The sequence below is a fragment of the Desulfovibrio sp. genome, from assembly GCF_034006445.1.
Taxonomy (GTDB): domain Bacteria; phylum Desulfobacterota; class Desulfovibrionia; order Desulfovibrionales; family Desulfovibrionaceae; genus Desulfovibrio.
Genome location: NZ_JAVESS010000001.1, coordinates 97,448 through 112,730, shown reverse-complemented (window position 1 = coordinate 112,730; position 15,283 = coordinate 97,448). Strand labels below are relative to the sequence as shown.

General features: G+C 57.7%; 14 protein-coding genes. 12 read left to right on the top strand and 2 right to left on the bottom strand.

Annotated elements, in window-relative coordinates; translation table 11 throughout:
• Nucleotides 1-70: 70 nt before the first annotated feature.
• The 8 genes from RBR41_RS00525 to RBR41_RS00490 all read left to right on the top strand — a co-directional run bounded on the left by RBR41_RS00525 (nucleotide 71) and on the right by RBR41_RS00490 (nucleotide 10,927).
• Nucleotides 71-2,122 carry an ATP-binding protein gene (locus tag RBR41_RS00525; RefSeq protein ID WP_320350141.1) on the top strand — a complete coding sequence of 684 codons (2,052 nt, stop codon included), beginning with the start codon at nucleotides 71-73 and terminating at the stop codon, nucleotides 2,120-2,122.
• A 33-nt stretch (nucleotides 2,123-2,155) separates the two neighbouring features.
• Nucleotides 2,156-2,650, top strand: a complete 495-nt coding sequence (gene ybaK, locus RBR41_RS00520; protein ID WP_320350139.1) for a Cys-tRNA(Pro) deacylase — start codon at nucleotides 2,156-2,158, stop codon at nucleotides 2,648-2,650.
• A 242-nt stretch (nucleotides 2,651-2,892) separates the two neighbouring features.
• The gene (locus RBR41_RS00515) at nucleotides 2,893-3,564 is read left to right on the top strand and encodes an HAD-IB family phosphatase (protein ID WP_320350138.1); all 672 of its coding nucleotides are present in this window, start codon (nucleotides 2,893-2,895) and stop codon (nucleotides 3,562-3,564) included.
• Nucleotides 3,561-4,604, top strand: coding sequence for an iron-containing alcohol dehydrogenase family protein (locus RBR41_RS00510; RefSeq protein WP_320350136.1), 1,044 nt, complete (start codon nucleotides 3,561-3,563; stop codon nucleotides 4,602-4,604). Before RBR41_RS00515 ends, RBR41_RS00510 begins: the two co-directional genes overlap by 4 nt.
• Before the next feature lie 518 nt (nucleotides 4,605-5,122).
• The gene (locus tag RBR41_RS00505) at nucleotides 5,123-5,440 is read left to right on the top strand and encodes a hypothetical protein (RefSeq protein ID WP_320350134.1); all 318 of its coding nucleotides are present in this window, start codon (nucleotides 5,123-5,125) and stop codon (nucleotides 5,438-5,440) included.
• Nucleotides 5,433-7,256 carry a methyl-accepting chemotaxis protein gene (locus RBR41_RS00500; RefSeq protein WP_320350132.1) on the top strand — a complete coding sequence of 608 codons (1,824 nt, stop codon included), beginning with the start codon at nucleotides 5,433-5,435 and terminating at the stop codon, nucleotides 7,254-7,256. The genes RBR41_RS00505 and RBR41_RS00500 overlap by 8 nt, the downstream gene beginning before the upstream one ends.
• 522 nt (nucleotides 7,257-7,778) lie before the next feature.
• Complete coding sequence (locus RBR41_RS00495; protein ID WP_320350130.1) at nucleotides 7,779-8,924, top strand: adenosine deaminase; 1,146 nt, start codon at nucleotides 7,779-7,781, stop codon at nucleotides 8,922-8,924.
• Nucleotides 8,921-10,927: a molecular chaperone gene (locus RBR41_RS00490; RefSeq protein ID WP_320350128.1), complete on the top strand. Its 2,007-nt coding sequence runs from the start codon at nucleotides 8,921-8,923 to the stop codon at nucleotides 10,925-10,927. Before RBR41_RS00495 ends, RBR41_RS00490 begins: the two co-directional genes overlap by 4 nt.
• A 487-nt stretch (nucleotides 10,928-11,414) precedes the next feature.
• Here the strand turns inward: RBR41_RS00490 and RBR41_RS00485 are convergent, their stop codons facing one another.
• Nucleotides 11,415-12,083: a tetratricopeptide repeat protein gene (locus RBR41_RS00485; protein WP_320350126.1), complete on the bottom strand. Its 669-nt coding sequence runs from the start codon at nucleotides 12,081-12,083 to the stop codon at nucleotides 11,415-11,417.
• A 268-nt stretch (nucleotides 12,084-12,351) separates the two neighbouring features.
• Between RBR41_RS00485 and RBR41_RS00480 the strand changes: the two genes are divergently transcribed.
• The 3 genes from RBR41_RS00480 (at nucleotide 12,352) to RBR41_RS00470 (ending at nucleotide 14,222) form a co-directional block, all read left to right on the top strand.
• Nucleotides 12,352-12,939: a hypothetical protein gene (locus RBR41_RS00480; RefSeq protein ID WP_320350125.1), complete on the top strand. Its 588-nt coding sequence runs from the start codon at nucleotides 12,352-12,354 to the stop codon at nucleotides 12,937-12,939.
• A 381-nt stretch (nucleotides 12,940-13,320) separates the two neighbouring features.
• Nucleotides 13,321-13,596: a GIY-YIG nuclease family protein gene (locus RBR41_RS00475; RefSeq protein WP_320350124.1), complete on the top strand. Its 276-nt coding sequence runs from the start codon at nucleotides 13,321-13,323 to the stop codon at nucleotides 13,594-13,596.
• Nucleotides 13,590-14,222: a LysE family translocator gene (locus tag RBR41_RS00470; protein WP_320350123.1), complete on the top strand. Its 633-nt coding sequence runs from the start codon at nucleotides 13,590-13,592 to the stop codon at nucleotides 14,220-14,222. The genes RBR41_RS00475 and RBR41_RS00470 overlap by 7 nt, the downstream gene beginning before the upstream one ends.
• Nucleotides 14,223-14,231: 9 nt before the next feature.
• Here RBR41_RS00470 and RBR41_RS00465 read toward each other — a convergent pair whose 3' ends face one another.
• Nucleotides 14,232-14,429 (bottom strand): hypothetical protein, encoded by a 198-nt coding sequence (locus RBR41_RS00465; RefSeq protein ID WP_320350121.1) that lies wholly within the window; start codon nucleotides 14,427-14,429, stop codon nucleotides 14,232-14,234.
• On the opposite strand from RBR41_RS00465, the gene bla reads away from it, so the two are divergent.
• Nucleotides 14,428-15,237, top strand: coding sequence for a class A beta-lactamase (bla, locus tag RBR41_RS00460; RefSeq protein ID WP_320350119.1), 810 nt, complete (start codon nucleotides 14,428-14,430; stop codon nucleotides 15,235-15,237). The two genes, RBR41_RS00465 and bla, sit on opposite strands and share 2 nt — an antisense overlap.
• The last annotated feature ends 46 nt before the right edge of the window (nucleotides 15,238-15,283 follow it).

The window sequence follows — 15,283 nt, the reverse complement described above, 5'->3', positions numbered from 1 at the left end:
ACCTCTTACTCCAAGCGGATATGCTGATTAATTATCACAAGAATTTGCTAACCTTTTTGGAGCGCGCCGCATGTCAGTCCCTTTCAAGGCCTCTGACGGCCCTTTTGCCAATCCTCTGATTCTGGCACTGGAAATTTCCAGTTCAGCGCTCCTGCACGATCGCAAGGAACCTTTCCTGCGGGCCAGCCTGTCCAGCATTGGCGAAACCCTGCACTGCGGCCAGGTGCTCCTCGTTGAGTACATCAACGACCAGTGGGCAGAGCCATATATCTGGACAAGCTCCCTGCAGAGTATGGCCTGCAACCTGCTCCCGCCCGATCTTGCTGAGATGGAGCCCATACTGCAAGCCTTCAGCGAACACAGAAGCATTTGCATCGCCGATGTTGAAGACCTGCCCGAAGGCCCGCAAAAAACAAACTTTCAGGCCCGCCAGATCAAGTCTGCTTTCTGCATACCCATTTTGCACGAAGGCCAGCTTTGTGGTGGCCTCTGCCTTGCCCGGCGCGCCTCCGAACAGCAATGGGCAGTGGAAGAAACCAGCATCTGCCACCTGCTGGGCAATATCCTGGCCATGGTGCTGACGCATTTTCGCCTTTACGGCCAGTTACGGCTGAAACACAGGCAACTGCGCGACATCCTGGACGCTTTTTCCAATCCTGTCTGTATTATAGACATGGAAACCAACAAAATACTGTTTTCCAACAAAAGCGTGCAGGAAAATTTTCCCGACTCGGACGATCCAGAAAACGAATTCTGCTACAGCAAACTCATGGGCCGCGACAGCCCATGCCCCTACTGCACCAACTCCATCATTTGCGAAACGGGCGAACCCTATCAATGGACCTACCAGAACGAACTGTCCAAACGCACCTATTCTGTGGTGGACAAGGTCATCAAGTGGGACAACGACAAACCCGTGCGCCTGTCCATTTCCACGGACGTCACCGACATCCTCCGCACCAGGCATGAAAAACAGTCGGCTGTCATAGCCTCCCAGGCCAAAAGCGAGTTTCTGGCCCACATGAGCCACGAAATACGCACGCCGCTCAATGGCATCATTGGCCTGACCCATCTGGCCCTGCAAAGCGCCCCCGCCGGAGAACTCAAGGACTACCTGCTCAAAATCCGCTCTTCTTCCACCAATCTGCTCGCCATCATCAACGATATCCTCGATCTCTCAAAAATCGAGGCCAACAAGATGGTGCTGGAAAACGTCAACTTCAGGGTCGAGGAAGTCCTGGACTTTGTGCACACCTCAATACGTTTTCCCCTTGAGCAAAAGGGGCTTGAGTACACCTGCGAACTGGCGGAAGATGTCCCCCTCAAGCTCTGGGGCGATGGCTTGCGGCTCAAACAGGTGCTGCTCAACCTCATGAGCAACGCCGTCAAGTTCACGGCCAGAGGCAGCGTTGGCCTGCGGATCGCGAGAGAACAAACTCAGGGAGTCGATAGCCTGCACTTTGTGGTTTCTGACACTGGCATGGGCATCAGCCGCGAATATCAGAGGCATCTTTTCGATCCGTACACGCAGGCCAGCTCCAGCATCAGCCGCCGCTTCGGAGGCACGGGGCTTGGCTTGACCATCTGCAAACGCATTGCGGAACTCATGAAGGGCAGCCTGTGGTGCGAGAGCGAACTCGGAACCGGTTCACGGTTCCACCTGTGCATCCCCTGCGCGCCAGCCCGCAACGTTTTTTGCCAGACAGACGATGAGTCGCACAACGTGCCGCCGCTGGAAAACACAGAGGATCTCAAAATCCTCCTGGTGGAAGACAATGAGATCAATCAGGAAATCGCCAAGGCCATGCTGCGCCACCTCAACATTGAGCACGACCTGGCCAGTAACGGGCGCGAAGCCGTGCGCATGGCTCTGGCAGGCTCGTACGACGCCGTCCTTATGGACGTGTATATGCCGGTTATGGACGGCATGAGCGCCACCAGGGAAATCCGGCAGCAGATGAAAACCGGCAAAAAAGACCTGCCCATCATTGCCATGACCGCCGTGACCCTGCCTGAAACTGTAGACGAAATCATGCGCTCCGGCATGAACGACCACATTGCAAAACCCGTCAACCTCGCGGCCTTGCGAAAAACACTGGCCCACTGGCTCAACCGCTCCTGACCGTTTCGCCTCAGCCGCCGCAATAACAGAATAATGGCACCCAAAATCAGCAAAACCAACGCCGCCCGGCAACTGGAAAATCTGGGCATAGCCCATACCCTGCACCAGGTCGCCGTGGATGAAAACGACCTCTCCGGTGTCACCATGGCCCGCCAGTTGGGGGTCGCCCCGGATATTGTATTCAAAACCCTTGTGGCACGGGGCGACAAAACGGGCGTGCTCATGGCGTGCATCCCCGCCCATGCCGAACTGAATCTCAAGGCCCTGGCCGCCGCTTCCGGCAACAAGCATGTGGAAATGACGCCCCTCAAGGACGTGCGCCCCCTCACAGGCTACGTGCGTGGCGGCTGCTCCCCCCTGGGCGGCAAGAAGAACTATCCCGTATACCTGGATGTCAGCGCTCTTGCGCATCCGCAAATCTACATAAGCGCGGGGCTGCGCGGCGTGCAGATTTTTCTGAACCCCGAAGACCTTGTGCGGGCCGTGAATGGCACTGTGGCCGAACTGGCCCGCAACCCCGGCGCATAGAGCATTTTACCTTTGAAAGATGAAGCATTTAAAGGAAGCACTGGTTAAAGAGCCTCCTGGAAACGCGCTGGTATTTCCTTTGGCAAGGCGCAATCTTTTTTCAAGCAGGAGTGGACTCTTCCGTCCTCGACTGTTCAAAAAAAGTGAAGCAAGTCCGCCAAACGGAATACATCAGCGTTTCCTAAAGGTAATCTGCTCCAGTTGTCGCAGCCCTTTATCAACCCGCGCGTAGGGAGAAAAGCATGCCCAGGCCCCGCATTCTCGTGACCGACTTTGACGGCACCATCACTGCGCACGATTTTTATAAGCTGGTGGTCGGCAGCCTGCTGACGCCCCAGGATATTGCCCCCTGGCAGGAATACCGGGATGGTAAAATCACGCATCTGGCCGCCCTGCAGCAGATTTTCGCCAAGCTCCGCGCTCCGGAGTCTGAGTTGAACCGTCTGGCTCTGGCCATGCAGCCCGATCCACGCCTCGGCAGCGCTGTCGCCAGCCTGCGGGAGGCGGGCTGGGAAATCGTGGTGGCTTCCGCCGGATGCGACTGGTACATCCGCCGTGTGCTGGCCGCAGCCGGGGTCAGTCTTCCTGTTTACGCAAATCCCACAAGCCATGAGCCCAACGGCAGCCTGCGCATGCTGGCCCCCACAGACTCACCCTTCTATTGCGCCGAAACAGGTGTGGACAAGGCGGGCATTGTGCGCTCATACATACGCCGTGGTTTTACGGTCGCCTTTGCTGGCGACGGCTTTGCCGACCTGCCTGCAGCCCTTGGCGTATCCCCGAACCTGCGCTTTGCGCGGGCGGATCTGGCTGTGGCTTTGGGCCGCTACCACGAAGATTTTCACACCTTTTCCGTCTGGTCGGATGTGGCCGACGCCCTGCTTGCCATGGAAAATCAAGGTAAACTCCAATGAACAACAGCCAGATCCGCGTCCCCAGTCTTGTGCGCATCAAGCCGGGCGCGCTGCCGCGCCTTGGCACCTACCTGAGCCGCTCCGGCTTTACCGATGTTCTTGTGGTGTCCGGGCAACTTCCCGAAGCGGTCACCCAAATGGCGCGGCAAGGGCTGGAAAACAACCGCATACACTCCGGCCCCTGGGTTGAGGTGGACGACAACAGCTTTGAAAACGTGGTGGAGCTGTTCGCCCTGCTGCCCAAAAAGACCATGGCCATTGTGGGCCTTGGCGGCGGCAAGGCCCTGGACATGGCCAAGTATCTGGCCTTTCTGGCCCGCCTTCCTTATTTCGCCGTGCCCACGTCTCTTTCCAATGACGGATTTTGCAGCCCGCAATCAAGCCTGACCATGCACGGCAAACGCCGCTCCCTGGCAGCCACCCTGCCCCAGGGCGTCATTATCGATGTGGACGTGTGCCTTTCCGCCCCTCGCGCGCTCTGGCTGTCCGGCGTGGGCGACCTCGTTGCCAAGCTCACCGCAGTTCATGACTGGAAGCTGTCCTTTCACAACACGGGAGAGCCGGTCAACGACCTGGCGGCCCTGCTTTCTGACGCCACTGTGCACCAGTTTCTGGCCAACCCCACCCACGATGCCTCGGGCATGGCCCTGTTGGGCACGGCCCTCATGCTTAACGGCATAGCCATGGAAATTTGCGGCAGTTCGCGCCCCACCAGCGGCAGCGAACACCTCATCTCGCACGCCCTGGACGCCACGTCCGCCCACCCCCGCCTGCACGGCCTCCAGGTGGGCATGGCCGCCTACTTTGTCAGCAAGTTTCAGGAGCGCAACACAGAACTTCTGGCTCATGTCTTTACCAAGACCGGTTTTTGGGATGCCGTGCGCGCTGCCCCCTTCTCCAGGCAGGAGTGGCTTCACGCCATAGCACTTGCCCCCGACATGAAGGAAAACTTTTTCACCGTGCTTTCTTTGCGGGACTGGCTGCCCGAGACGCTCCGCATCCTCGACAACGATCCCTTGCTGGCCGGCTGCTTTGTATAGACCTGCCGCCTGATGCGCGCGCTTTTCACTGCCGGAATGACACACGCCCGTCCGCGCTTGTCATTCCGGTTCAAATTCTGTACTTAGCAGCCAAACCGGATCCGGCTTGTGCCAGACAAGGTTTCCCGCCACTCCCGGCAGTGTTGAAACAACACATCCTGTGGTCGAGTGGTGGCATGCTCCTGGATATTTTAGAGCATTTAACGCCTGACCTACCCATTCAAGCAGGCAAAAGTCCGTCTACGCATATTTCATGGCACGGATGGGTGTGATCTTTGAGACGCAGATTCTCAAGAAAGCGCTGATTTATTCCGTTTGGCGGACTTGCTTCACTTTTTTTGAAACAGTCGAGGATGGAAGGGTCCACTTCTGCTTGAAAAAGAATCGCGCCTTACCAAAGGAAATAACTGCGCGTTTCCAGGAAACTCTTTAATCAGTGCTTCCTAAGGGGCTGTTTTCAAATTAATGATTTTGCGCAAAGGGCAAGGAAAAAGGCTTTTTACGAAAGGAGTGTACTTTTGCGGTACATGACGAGAGTAAAAAATGGCCTTTTGACGCAGCCAATTGAACAAAAGAATTATTTAGAAACAGTCCCTAAAGACCCTATACTCAAGATGCCGTTTTACAGGCACTCCCTATGCAGCCCGATATCGCTGCCAGCAATCAATAGCAAAAAAGTATGTTATGAGCATCAAGCAAAAGCTGTTTACAATTTTTATCGTTGCGCTTCTTGGTTTCACGGCCGTTTTCCTCGTGAACTACTTTGGAACGCAAACAATAAACAGGGCATTACAGGCCAGCCTGAACGCACAGCAGGCAAAAATATTCATGCTTGAAGCCCGCCGTTCCGAAAAAGATTTCCTGTCAAAAAAGGCGCTGGATCTGCTGGAAAAAAATGACATTGCCGTTTCCAGCGCCATGCAAACCCTTTCGGCTGTCGCGCAAGACCAACCAGACCTGTCCAGCGCCAGCAATGGGGCAAAAACCCTGCTGCAAAGCTACCGTGACAGGTTCAGAACAGCTGCCACCGATGTGCAGGTCATGGGCCGCAACGAAAATGAGGGGCTCAGCGGCAAACTGCGCACCGCCATCCATCAGGCAGAGAGCATTTTCTCGGCAGCGGGGGATGATGCCCTTATGGCGGGCATGCTCATGCTGCGCCGCCGCGAAAAAGACTTCATGCTGCGAGGTGACCCCAGCTATCTGGCATCTTTTGAAAAAGATACAGCGGCGCTACGCCAGAAAATCGCTGCATCTGAAAAATACCCGCAAGATCGTAAAGAGTTGCTGACGGGCTTGCTTGAAACTTACCGCTCCGCTTTTGCCGAATACGGCAAAGGGGCCGCTGCGCTTGAAAAAACCATGGGCGAACTTCAGGAAACGAGCCGGACTCTGGAACCCCTGCTGGACGAACTGGCCGTTCAGGCCGCCAATGAACTGCAACAAGTCCGCAACCAGGTAGCCTTCATGATGGACGGGGCCGAACTGGGTACGGTACTTCTGCTTGCCGGGCTTATCCTGTGGGCCATCCGCTCCATTCTCAATTCGCTGGCGCGGCTCCAGAACTGCTCGCGCAGGGTTGCCTCCGGGCAGTACGAGGCTTGCGAACAAGAGCGCTTTACCGCTGAACTGGAATCGCTGCGTAAAGACATTTCCACCATGGTGGCGACGCTGCGCACCAGTATGGAGGAGGCCGCGCGGCAAGAGGCGCAGGCAAAAACCGAATCCGCAAAGGCCCATGACGCCATGCGCGAGGCCGCACGCGAAAAAGACACGGCGCACAACCTGCTTATTACCATGCAGGATGCGGCGCGCACGGCTGAAGGTATTTCACGCCAGCTGACGGAATCCGTTGCCGCGCTCGTGGTGCAGACGACCCACGTACGCGATGGCGCTGAAGACCAGAAGGGCCAGATTCAGGAAGTCTCCATTGCTATGGAAGAAATGAATTCCACCGTGACGGATGTGGCGCGCAACGCCGCTGGCGCAGCCGCAGGCGCGGAACAGGCCCGCGCCATCGCCTTTGAAGGGGGTCGGCGCATGGGCGAGGTGGTGGCCGCCACCGGCTCCGCCCATCAGGAAGCGCTGGTCATGAAGCGGTCATTGCATGCGCTTGGCACAAGTGTCGCGTCCATTGAGCAGATCATGGACCTGATTACCGATATTGCCGACCAGACCAACCTGCTGGCCCTGAACGCGGCCATTGAAGCCGCCCGCGCGGGTGAGACCGGACGCGGCTTCGCTGTGGTGGCTGACGAAGTGCGCAAGCTGGCTGAAAAAACCATGGGCGCCACCAGCGACGTTAACAAGGCCATCCGGAACATACAGCAGGGAACCGAAGACAACATGGCCGCTATGGACAAGGCCTCCGCCACCATAGAAAAAAGCACCGCCCTGGCCGACGAAGCGCAGCACTCGCTGAACGCCATTGTAAAAATCGTTTCTGACACGGCGGATCAGGTCCGCTCCATTGCCACCGCTTCTGAGGAGCAGTCTGCCAGCAGTGAAGGAATCGTCCGTTCATCGGAACGGATTCGCATGATTGCCGAAACCACCACGAACGAGATCGGGCACGCCGCCCTGGCCATCGAAAAACTGAACGCGCTGGCGCTGGATCTCAAGAACATTATCGCCAATCTCCACAGCTCCTAATAGCCACCTTTAGTTCAGCGTGTCTTCTGGCCGCGGTGCAGTCCTGCACTGCGGCCTCATTCATGCGATCACCCACATCCCCCATGCCTGCGCCCCCGGTCTTCATCCAGAACCGCGTAATCCACGGCCTCGCGGCATCTCCGCTTGATTCCGACCGCACACTTCGGCCTGCACGATTCGGCCCACGTCACCTGCACCCCGCGCTCACTGCTTCCAGCCCTAAAACAGCGTCAGGCTTGACTTGAGGGCATAGTGCGCTACCTTTTTTACACAGTAACGCCCCGGTGCTTCTTATTTTCAAGAGCACTTTCATTTTACAGTTGCTCGGATAATTGTGGGAACAAATGTGCGACAAAAGGCGCGACAGTGCAGATGACCTGTGCTGCCTGGAACCCCAAAGAAGGAGTGCGTAATGCGTTGCGGATGCCTATTTTCAACGTGAATTTCCCCAAAGATCAGCTGAGCTGTTTTCGCTCGGCTCGCACTCTGCCCGACGGCCCACATTGCAAACGGGATATGCTGATGACAATGACAAATAACACCGCAGCGTCCATGCCGGACTTACAGCCCGCTCTGGATGCAACCCTTGAAAAAATACCCTCCTTTCCCAGGGATTTTGTCCAGCACCGCCAGCTGCTTTCAGACCTCAAGGAAGAGCTTGTGGATCTTTGCGCCGCAAAAGCCGCCAGCGCCGATATCCCGGAAGACCTCCGCTGGAGCCTCGCACGCGACATGCCCGATTTTTCCACTGGTGCCCTCTATGTGAAGCGCTACTCCCTGCCGAGCATGGCAGGCATCGTTTTTCTTGGCTTTTTTGTTGGCGGCCTGCTGTCAAAACTGCTGGGGCTCATTGATATGGGCGGGGAAATCATAAGGGTGGCCACGGTGCTCGGCATGCTTTACGGCGCGGAGTTTCTGGCGGGCAACCCCAGGGCGCGCAGCCGCCTTTTGCTTCTCCTTGGCCTTGGCGCGCTGACAACCTTTGCCGCCAGCATGGTGGCAGGCGTGTTACGGCTGGCTTCCTGGGCGGACTTCAAAAGCGCCGTCTTTGGTTCCAGCGGCGCACCGGGCCTGCTCAAACGCCTGTACCTGCTGCTTGGGGCCGCCTTTCTTTTTGTGCTGCTTGCCAAAAAAACCACCGCGCTCGATATGGCGGCGTTCAGGATTTCGCTGGAGCAGCAGGCCCAGGCCCGTGCGCGGAATCTCATGACCTTTTTCACGGCCTGGGAGCAGTTGCGCACTGAACTGGACAGCCTCAGGGAACAGGGCCAGGTAGATACGCACACAGGCAGATGCCCCAGAAACGACTGCCCGCTGGCCCTTGGCGTCATCCATCTGCTGGACGGCATGAATACGGAAGCCAGGCGCTTTCTCTCGGAACAGCTTGCTTTTATGGGCTATAACCCCGGCGAGGGGCTCAGCCACATTGTGTGGGACGACGCCCTGCATGCCGAACTTTACGACACCGTCGGGCTTGTGCGTAACGGTGACCGCTGCCGCGTTTTGCGCCGCTATTCCCGTTCTGGAGACACTGTCGTCAAAGGGCACGTGCAAAAAGAATTCCCGCCAGCCAAGGGGGCGCATCCACCGGGGGGGGCGTCCACAGCGGAAGCATCTGCAGGGGGAGCATCTGCGGGGGGAGCATCTGCGGGGGGAGCCACGGCATGAAGATACTGGGCATCGACCTTGGCACCAGCAATACCTACATCTATGGCGCACACAAAAGCTCCACGGCCCCGCAGCCTGTGCTGCTGCCCCGCGTCAGCGCGCCGGACGGCTGCGTCGAAACCGCCATCCTTTATGAAGACGGTTCGCCCCTGCTTATCGGGCATCTGGCGGAGAGCGAGTATTACGCCAACCCCGGCATGCGGACGCGCCGCAGCCTGCGCTGCCAGTTCAAGCCCGAAATAGGCGAAGAAAATGCCGAAGCGGTTGGCTGGATGACGGACTTTCTGCGCATGCTGCGCGAGGCCTTGCCGCAGGACACGCTTGAGCCCGACAGCCAGCTGTATGTGGGCATTCCCGCCCGCACGCGCGAAAGCTTCGGCATACAGCTCGCGCACTGCTTCAGGGATGCGGGCTGGCCCGTGCCCGCTCTTATCAAGGAATCCGACGCGGCCATGATCTCCTGCCTGCAGTCCGGGGCCATTGAACTGGATGATCTGGAACACAGCCTGCTTATTCTGGACTTCGGCGGCGGCACCTGCGACTTCACCCTGGCGGAAAACTCCAACATCCTGCACAGCGGTGGCGATCGGCTTTTGGGCGGGCGTCTGTTCGACGATCTGTTCTTTCAGCTTTTCTGCCGCCAGAATCCCCACTTGCAGCAAGAGGTGCAGGCCGACAATTGCGAGTATTATGTCCATTGGGTTTTGTGCAAGGCGGAAAAGGAACGCTTTTCCAAGATACTGCAAAAGGATGCCGACAGCGACGTAAGCCTGCACCTTTCGTGGTACGATGCGGCGGGCACGCAAAAACACGCCTATCTGCACGAACTCACCAGGCCGCAGGTGGTCAGCGCGGCGGAAAGCTATGTGGCTTCAGAATCCCTGCTAACCATGCTCAGCCAGTATGCCAACAGGGGTTCGCTGGGCACTGTGGCCGGAGAAATGCTGCAGGGCCGCCAGGTGGGCCTCATCTCCTGGTTCAAGGACGTGCTTTACGACATACGGCGGCTAAAAAGCGTCGACAAGGTCATCCTCACGGGCGGCAGCAGCGGCTGGTTTTTCGCCAGCGAGGCTGTTCGCGATGTTTTCGGCACCGACAATATCGTCATGAGCCCGCGTACCTACGAGGATATTGCCTTTGGCCTGGCCCTCTACCCCATGCTGCTGCACACCCACCTCAAGATAAAAAACCTGCTTGAAAAACAGAGCGAAGACTTCTGCCTGCGCGTTGCCGACCTTGCGCAGGGCATCTTTGAAAAACACACAAAGATGGCCGCCAAAACCTGCGCCGAACGCATCGCGGTCAAGGATATCCTGAGCGTTCTTGAGGCCGCCCAGGAGGACAGAAAAACCGTTGAAGAGATCGAGCGGGAAATCAGTGAAAAAATCCAGAATGATTCCGGTCTGCTGGCTATTGTTCAGGAACGCACGGAAGCCGCCCGCAAGGAAATTGAAAGGGAATTGCGCCTGCAGTTCAGCCGCTGGCTGCGTGAAAATGGCGTGTACCTTGTGCCGAGGCTGAATTTTTCCGCCCGCACGCTCAGCACCAGTTTTTTCGACGCGGTACAGGTGAAAGTCTCGCGCCTTACCTTGCTCAACACCATGGATGTGATGGCTGTGGCCGTGCTGCCGGGCATTGCGGCCCTTGCCATTGGCGAAAAAATGCTGCTCACCACGGCTGAGCCGGTTTCCGCCGTCATCGGCGGCGCTGCGGCTTTTGCGGGCACATGGGCGCTGGGCAAATTCGGCAAGAATTTTCTTCGACGGCAAAAGCTGCCCAAATTTCTTCTCAATGAAAAAAACCGTGAAAAAATCACGGCCAAAAACAGGGAATATATTGAAGAAATTCTGGGGCAGGCCTTTCAGGAGATTCGTCAGGATCTCATGGAAGATGCCAGGGGCAAGATACGGTATTCCCTCAAAGCCCTGCTGCAAAGGCTTACGGTATTGAACCATATCCGCGTGGAGCGCGGCGCGTCTCCGGCAGGCCAGGCAGGCCAATGACGTCTTGAAGTGGACGTTTCAGCACGTCGCCCGCGTCAGCAGGAACAGTGCAAAGGTACGACGAGGTACTGCCTTGAAGCCGCGGCGGCTGCCCTCTCTTGAGATCAGAACATTCGCTATACTATGCCAAAGTACAGCAAGCACTCAGACAGTGTCGCAATGGGATGAATTTCCTGCTATATCAAGGAGAACGAACCTTTTATGCAGGGAGTGTACTCTACTGGTACTCGACCGGAATAAAAGGTGAAGTTCGACGCAGAAATAACTGGAAAGGCGCTCGTGGCGACACTGTCGAGGATGGCCGCCCCTTGTGGAGGCGGCCATATCTGTTTGTGCAACTCTGCGTGAAAAGGCGGCTTTTTAGCACCGCACGTCTGTTATAACCAGTTGTCAGCGTCAAGCCGGGGGGGCCTTTTCCACAGAATATCCTGTGCCCCGAAGTAGAGCCTTGATGGAAACCCGTGCCATTGCGGCGCTCCATCAGGCATTACGGCATGCTGTACTCACGCACAAAATTGAACACGTTGCCTTCCACTTCCAGGCCCTGCGCCCTGGCCTTGCCATACCAGACCTGCGCTTCGGCCTTGTTTTCCGGCACACCCACGCCATGGTCATAGCAGGCCCCTACATAGCGCTCGGCCTGCGCGTAACCCTTGTCAGCCGCCAGCTTGGCCAGGCGGAAACTTTCAGCGGGGTCTTTGGCAAAACCATACTTGCCCTGGCCGTGATACAGTGCCAGGTTAAACAGGGCTTCGGCATTGCCCGCATTGGCCGCGCGGGTCATAAGGTCCACCACGGTCGCGTCGTTTCTGGCTACGCCAATGCCCAGTTCGTACTGGTAGGCCAGAAGCACCTGGGCTTCGCTATTGTTCTGTTCCGCCGCAAGACGAAACCACTTGGCAGCCATTTCCATATCCTGCGGCACGCCAAGGCCGTTCTCATAGCAGCGGCCCAGGATGATCTGGGCGCGGGCATTGCCGTCCGAGGCCAGGGGCTGCACCAGTTGCAGAACTTTCTGGTATTGGCCGATATTGTAAGCGGTCCAGGCCTCGTCAAGCTTCTGTTCCACCTTGTCCACGGGTTGCGCGCCCACAGTCAGGGCCGAAAACACAAAAAACGTCATTGTCAGAAAAATCGCAGCAAAATTTTTTTTCATAAAAACCTCCTCATGGTCGCGGCCAAACGGCCACGCCTGATACCTGATACCTGATGCCCAAAAGAATAGCGCTGCCAAATGGACTTGGCAAGGCGGGCCAGGTTCGTCACCCAGGCTCGTCGCCCCCTTGCGGCGCTTCCGCGCCTGGCAGCCTGACCACGGCCATGCCCTTGACGCCCCGCCATGGAGCAGGCACAACCACGGCAAGCCCTTATTCATTTCCAGCAATAATCCGCCCCCAAGGCTGACATACATCAGGAGGCCGAGCATGAGCCACCCCCCGAACAAGCCCCCCCAAGGCTCCGACAACGCGCATACGCCGCACGATGCCAATCTGCCCGTGCCATCGGGGCAAGAGCACGGCGGCCAAGGCTCCGGGGAAGAGCAAAGGCGCGTGATCGACGCTGAAGTGGTTTTTATGTCGGACAGGCAACAGAACCAGGAGCAACATCAGGATACGACATATGGCCGCAACGGCCGTCAGGACGGGTCTGAAGGATACGGCCAGACCGACGGGCGGGGCCGTTTTTATCAACGAACCTTTGGCGGACGCAACTTCGGCGGCTTTCAGTCAGGATCGCCCCTGGGGCAGATATGGATTACCGGTCGGGACAGCTCCAACGCCTGCCTCGCCCCCTGTATCACCTTTGCCATTTTTCTTGTGTGCCTTGCGCAGTTCGGCTTTCTGGCGGGACTTGGCTTTGTGTTCTTTCACACCATAGGGTCACTGGCGGGGACGCTGCGGCAGATGCGCCTCATGACGGCTGGCGTCATGCCCAACCCCTGGCTGTGGCGCATGGGCAACTGGATGCTGTCTTTTCTTGTTACCGTCTGGCTTGCCGGAGGGTTTGACTAGAGCAGATGAACTTTGAAATGCTTCACATTTCAAAGTTTTCATTCAGCCGAGCTTTAGCCGTTGCGACGAAGGAAGCTACGGCTAAAGCTCGGCTGAATCCACGCCACGTTGTGGCGCGCTGCACCTTCGTGCAGCGTTAGAGCATTTACACTTTTTCAAAGTTAAAATGCTCTAACACCGTTTCTCCGTGAAGGCGCTCGGCGTCTGCGAAAGCAGGCGTGCGCCGTGAGGGTGGAGAGGATTTTTGTCCGCGCCGCCAAAGGAAATACCTGCGCGTTTCCAGGAGGCTCTTTAATCAGTGCTTCCTAAAAAAGTCTGGCCGCAGGCGAAGACGGCTTTGCAAGCCCTTCCGGACGGCATCATGAAATTGTGGAGAAGCCAATGACGCCTGACAGCTGGCAGGTCTATGTGCTGGAATGCGCCGACGGCACCCTGTACTGCGGCATCACCTGCGATATGGAGCGGCGTCTTGCGCAGCACAATGGCGCAGCGCCCGGCGGCGCGCGCTATACGCGCGGCAGACGCCCGGTACGCCTGCTGGCCAGCCGGGCATGTTCCTGCAAGGCGGACGCCCTGCGTCTGGAATGCGCGGTTAAGGCCAAACCGCGCAACGCAAAAATCACTTTTTTGCTTGAGGGAGAAAAAAAGCAATGCTGACGGTGGACATAGCTCTGGCTTTTTTTGCGGCGTCTCTTCTGCTTGGTATTGCTCCGGGGCCGGACAATATTTTTGTGCTTACCCAGTCCGCCGTCTATGGCGCAGGCGCGGGCATGGTCACAACACTTGGCCTCGTCACGGGGCTCTGTGTGCACACCACGGCCGTAGCGCTGGGCGTGGCCGCCATTTTTCAGACATCGCCCCTGGCCTTCACCATACTCAAGGCCGTGGGCGCGGCATATCTGCTATGGCTGGCCTGGCTGTCGTTCAGGGCTGGCGCTGCGCTGGCCGTCACCAAGGGCGACGGCGCGCCCTTTCCTGGCTATGCCTCACTGTACCGGCGCGGCATTGTCATGAACGTGACCAACCCCAAGGTTTCGCTTTTTTTTCTCGCTTTTCTGCCGCAGTTCTGCACTCCGGCACGGGGCAGCGTGGCTTTGCAGGTTCTCAGCCTGGGGCTGCTGTTCATGCTGGCCACCATTATTGTTTTTTTCAGCGTGGCCCTGCTTGGCGGCAAGCTGGCCGTGTGGTTCAACAAATCTCCGGGCGGTCAGGTGTTCATTCACCGCGCCGCAGGGCTGGTCTTTGCGGGGCTGGCGCTGGCACTGCTTTTTGCCACGCATTGACAATTGCCATCAGACACTTAAAGCATAGATTACTTCAATCATAGATTGCTCAAGGACGGAACGGCGCAAAATGTCCGCATCCACCGGCACATGTTCTTTCGCACCGGAACGCAGGGCGTTTTTGGCAAAAATGACGGGCCTTGCCTGCCTTGCCGGATTAAGCGCCCTCGCTTCCCCTCTTGGCGCAGCAGCATTTTCAGGGGGCATGGATACTGATCTCACGAATGCCGGTCAGACAGAACTTATTGAAAAAATTTCGCGGCTTGAAAAATTATCTGGCGGCAGACTCGGGGCGGCCCGCCTTGATTGCGCCACAGGCAGCCTGTTCACATACCGGGGCGATGAAGCCTTTCCCATGTGCAGCACATTTAAGGTGCTGGCTGCGGCCGCTGTGCTCAAGCTGCATCCGCAGAAACTGGACAGTCTTGTCCGCATCGGGCCGAAAGAAATTGTCGCGTGGTCGCCTGTAACTGAAAAATTCGTGAACAAGGGCATGCGTGTGCGGCAATTGTGCGCTGCGGCCCTGCAATACAGCGACAATACGGCTGCCAACCTGCTTTTGGGAATGATCGGCGGCCCTTCGGGCCTGACGGCCTTCGCCCGTTCGCTGGGGGACGGCAGCTTTCGCCTGGACCGTACGGAACCCGCCCTGAACAGCGCGGAACCCGGCGACATGCGGGATACGACAAGCCCCACGGCCATGGCGGTTACGCTTGATGCACTGCTGATGGGCGCCGCCCTGCTCCCTGAGCACCGTGAACTCTTGAGGCAATGGCTGACGGAATGCGCCACCGGAGCAAGCCGCATACCCGCGGGAGCGCCCGTCGGCTGGAAGGTGGGGCACAAGACCGGCAGCGGGGCCAACGGCACCTCCAATGATGTGGGCATACTGTTGCCTGCGGCAGGAACGCCGGTCATACTGGCGCTATATCTTACGCAATGCACGGCAGCCCCGAGCGATCGTGATGCAATTCTGGCCGCGACCACCAGCCTGCTTTGCCCGGCAGGGGCGTGAGCGCAAGTTTTAGCGTCTTCTTGACAACTGTTATGGGCAAGGGTAT

What these genes read in the sequence shown, in the direction of transcription:
- RBR41_RS00490 (WP_320350128.1), top strand. Translation starts at nt 8,921, where the DNA reads ATGAAGATACTGGGCATCGACCTTGGCACCAGCAATACCTACATCTAT.
- RBR41_RS00485 (WP_320350126.1), bottom strand. Translation starts at nt 12,083, where the DNA reads ATGAAAAAAAATTTTGCTGCGATTTTTCTGACAATGACGTTTTTTGTG.
- RBR41_RS00495 (WP_320350130.1), top strand. Translation starts at nt 7,779, where the DNA reads ATGACAATGACAAATAACACCGCAGCGTCCATGCCGGACTTACAGCCC.
- ybaK (WP_320350139.1), top strand. Translation starts at nt 2,156, where the DNA reads ATGGCACCCAAAATCAGCAAAACCAACGCCGCCCGGCAACTGGAAAAT.
- RBR41_RS00515 (WP_320350138.1), top strand. Translation starts at nt 2,893, where the DNA reads ATGCCCAGGCCCCGCATTCTCGTGACCGACTTTGACGGCACCATCACT.
- RBR41_RS00470 (WP_320350123.1), top strand. Translation starts at nt 13,590, where the DNA reads ATGCTGACGGTGGACATAGCTCTGGCTTTTTTTGCGGCGTCTCTTCTG.
- RBR41_RS00465 (WP_320350121.1), bottom strand. Translation starts at nt 14,429, where the DNA reads ATGCCCCCTGAAAATGCTGCTGCGCCAAGAGGGGAAGCGAGGGCGCTT.
- RBR41_RS00510 (WP_320350136.1), top strand. Translation starts at nt 3,561, where the DNA reads ATGAACAACAGCCAGATCCGCGTCCCCAGTCTTGTGCGCATCAAGCCG.
- bla (WP_320350119.1), top strand. Translation starts at nt 14,428, where the DNA reads ATGGATACTGATCTCACGAATGCCGGTCAGACAGAACTTATTGAAAAA.
- RBR41_RS00525 (WP_320350141.1), top strand. Translation starts at nt 71, where the DNA reads ATGTCAGTCCCTTTCAAGGCCTCTGACGGCCCTTTTGCCAATCCTCTG.
- RBR41_RS00480 (WP_320350125.1), top strand. Translation starts at nt 12,352, where the DNA reads ATGAGCCACCCCCCGAACAAGCCCCCCCAAGGCTCCGACAACGCGCAT.
- RBR41_RS00475 (WP_320350124.1), top strand. Translation starts at nt 13,321, where the DNA reads ATGACGCCTGACAGCTGGCAGGTCTATGTGCTGGAATGCGCCGACGGC.
- RBR41_RS00500 (WP_320350132.1), top strand. Translation starts at nt 5,433, where the DNA reads ATGCTTGAAGCCCGCCGTTCCGAAAAAGATTTCCTGTCAAAAAAGGCG.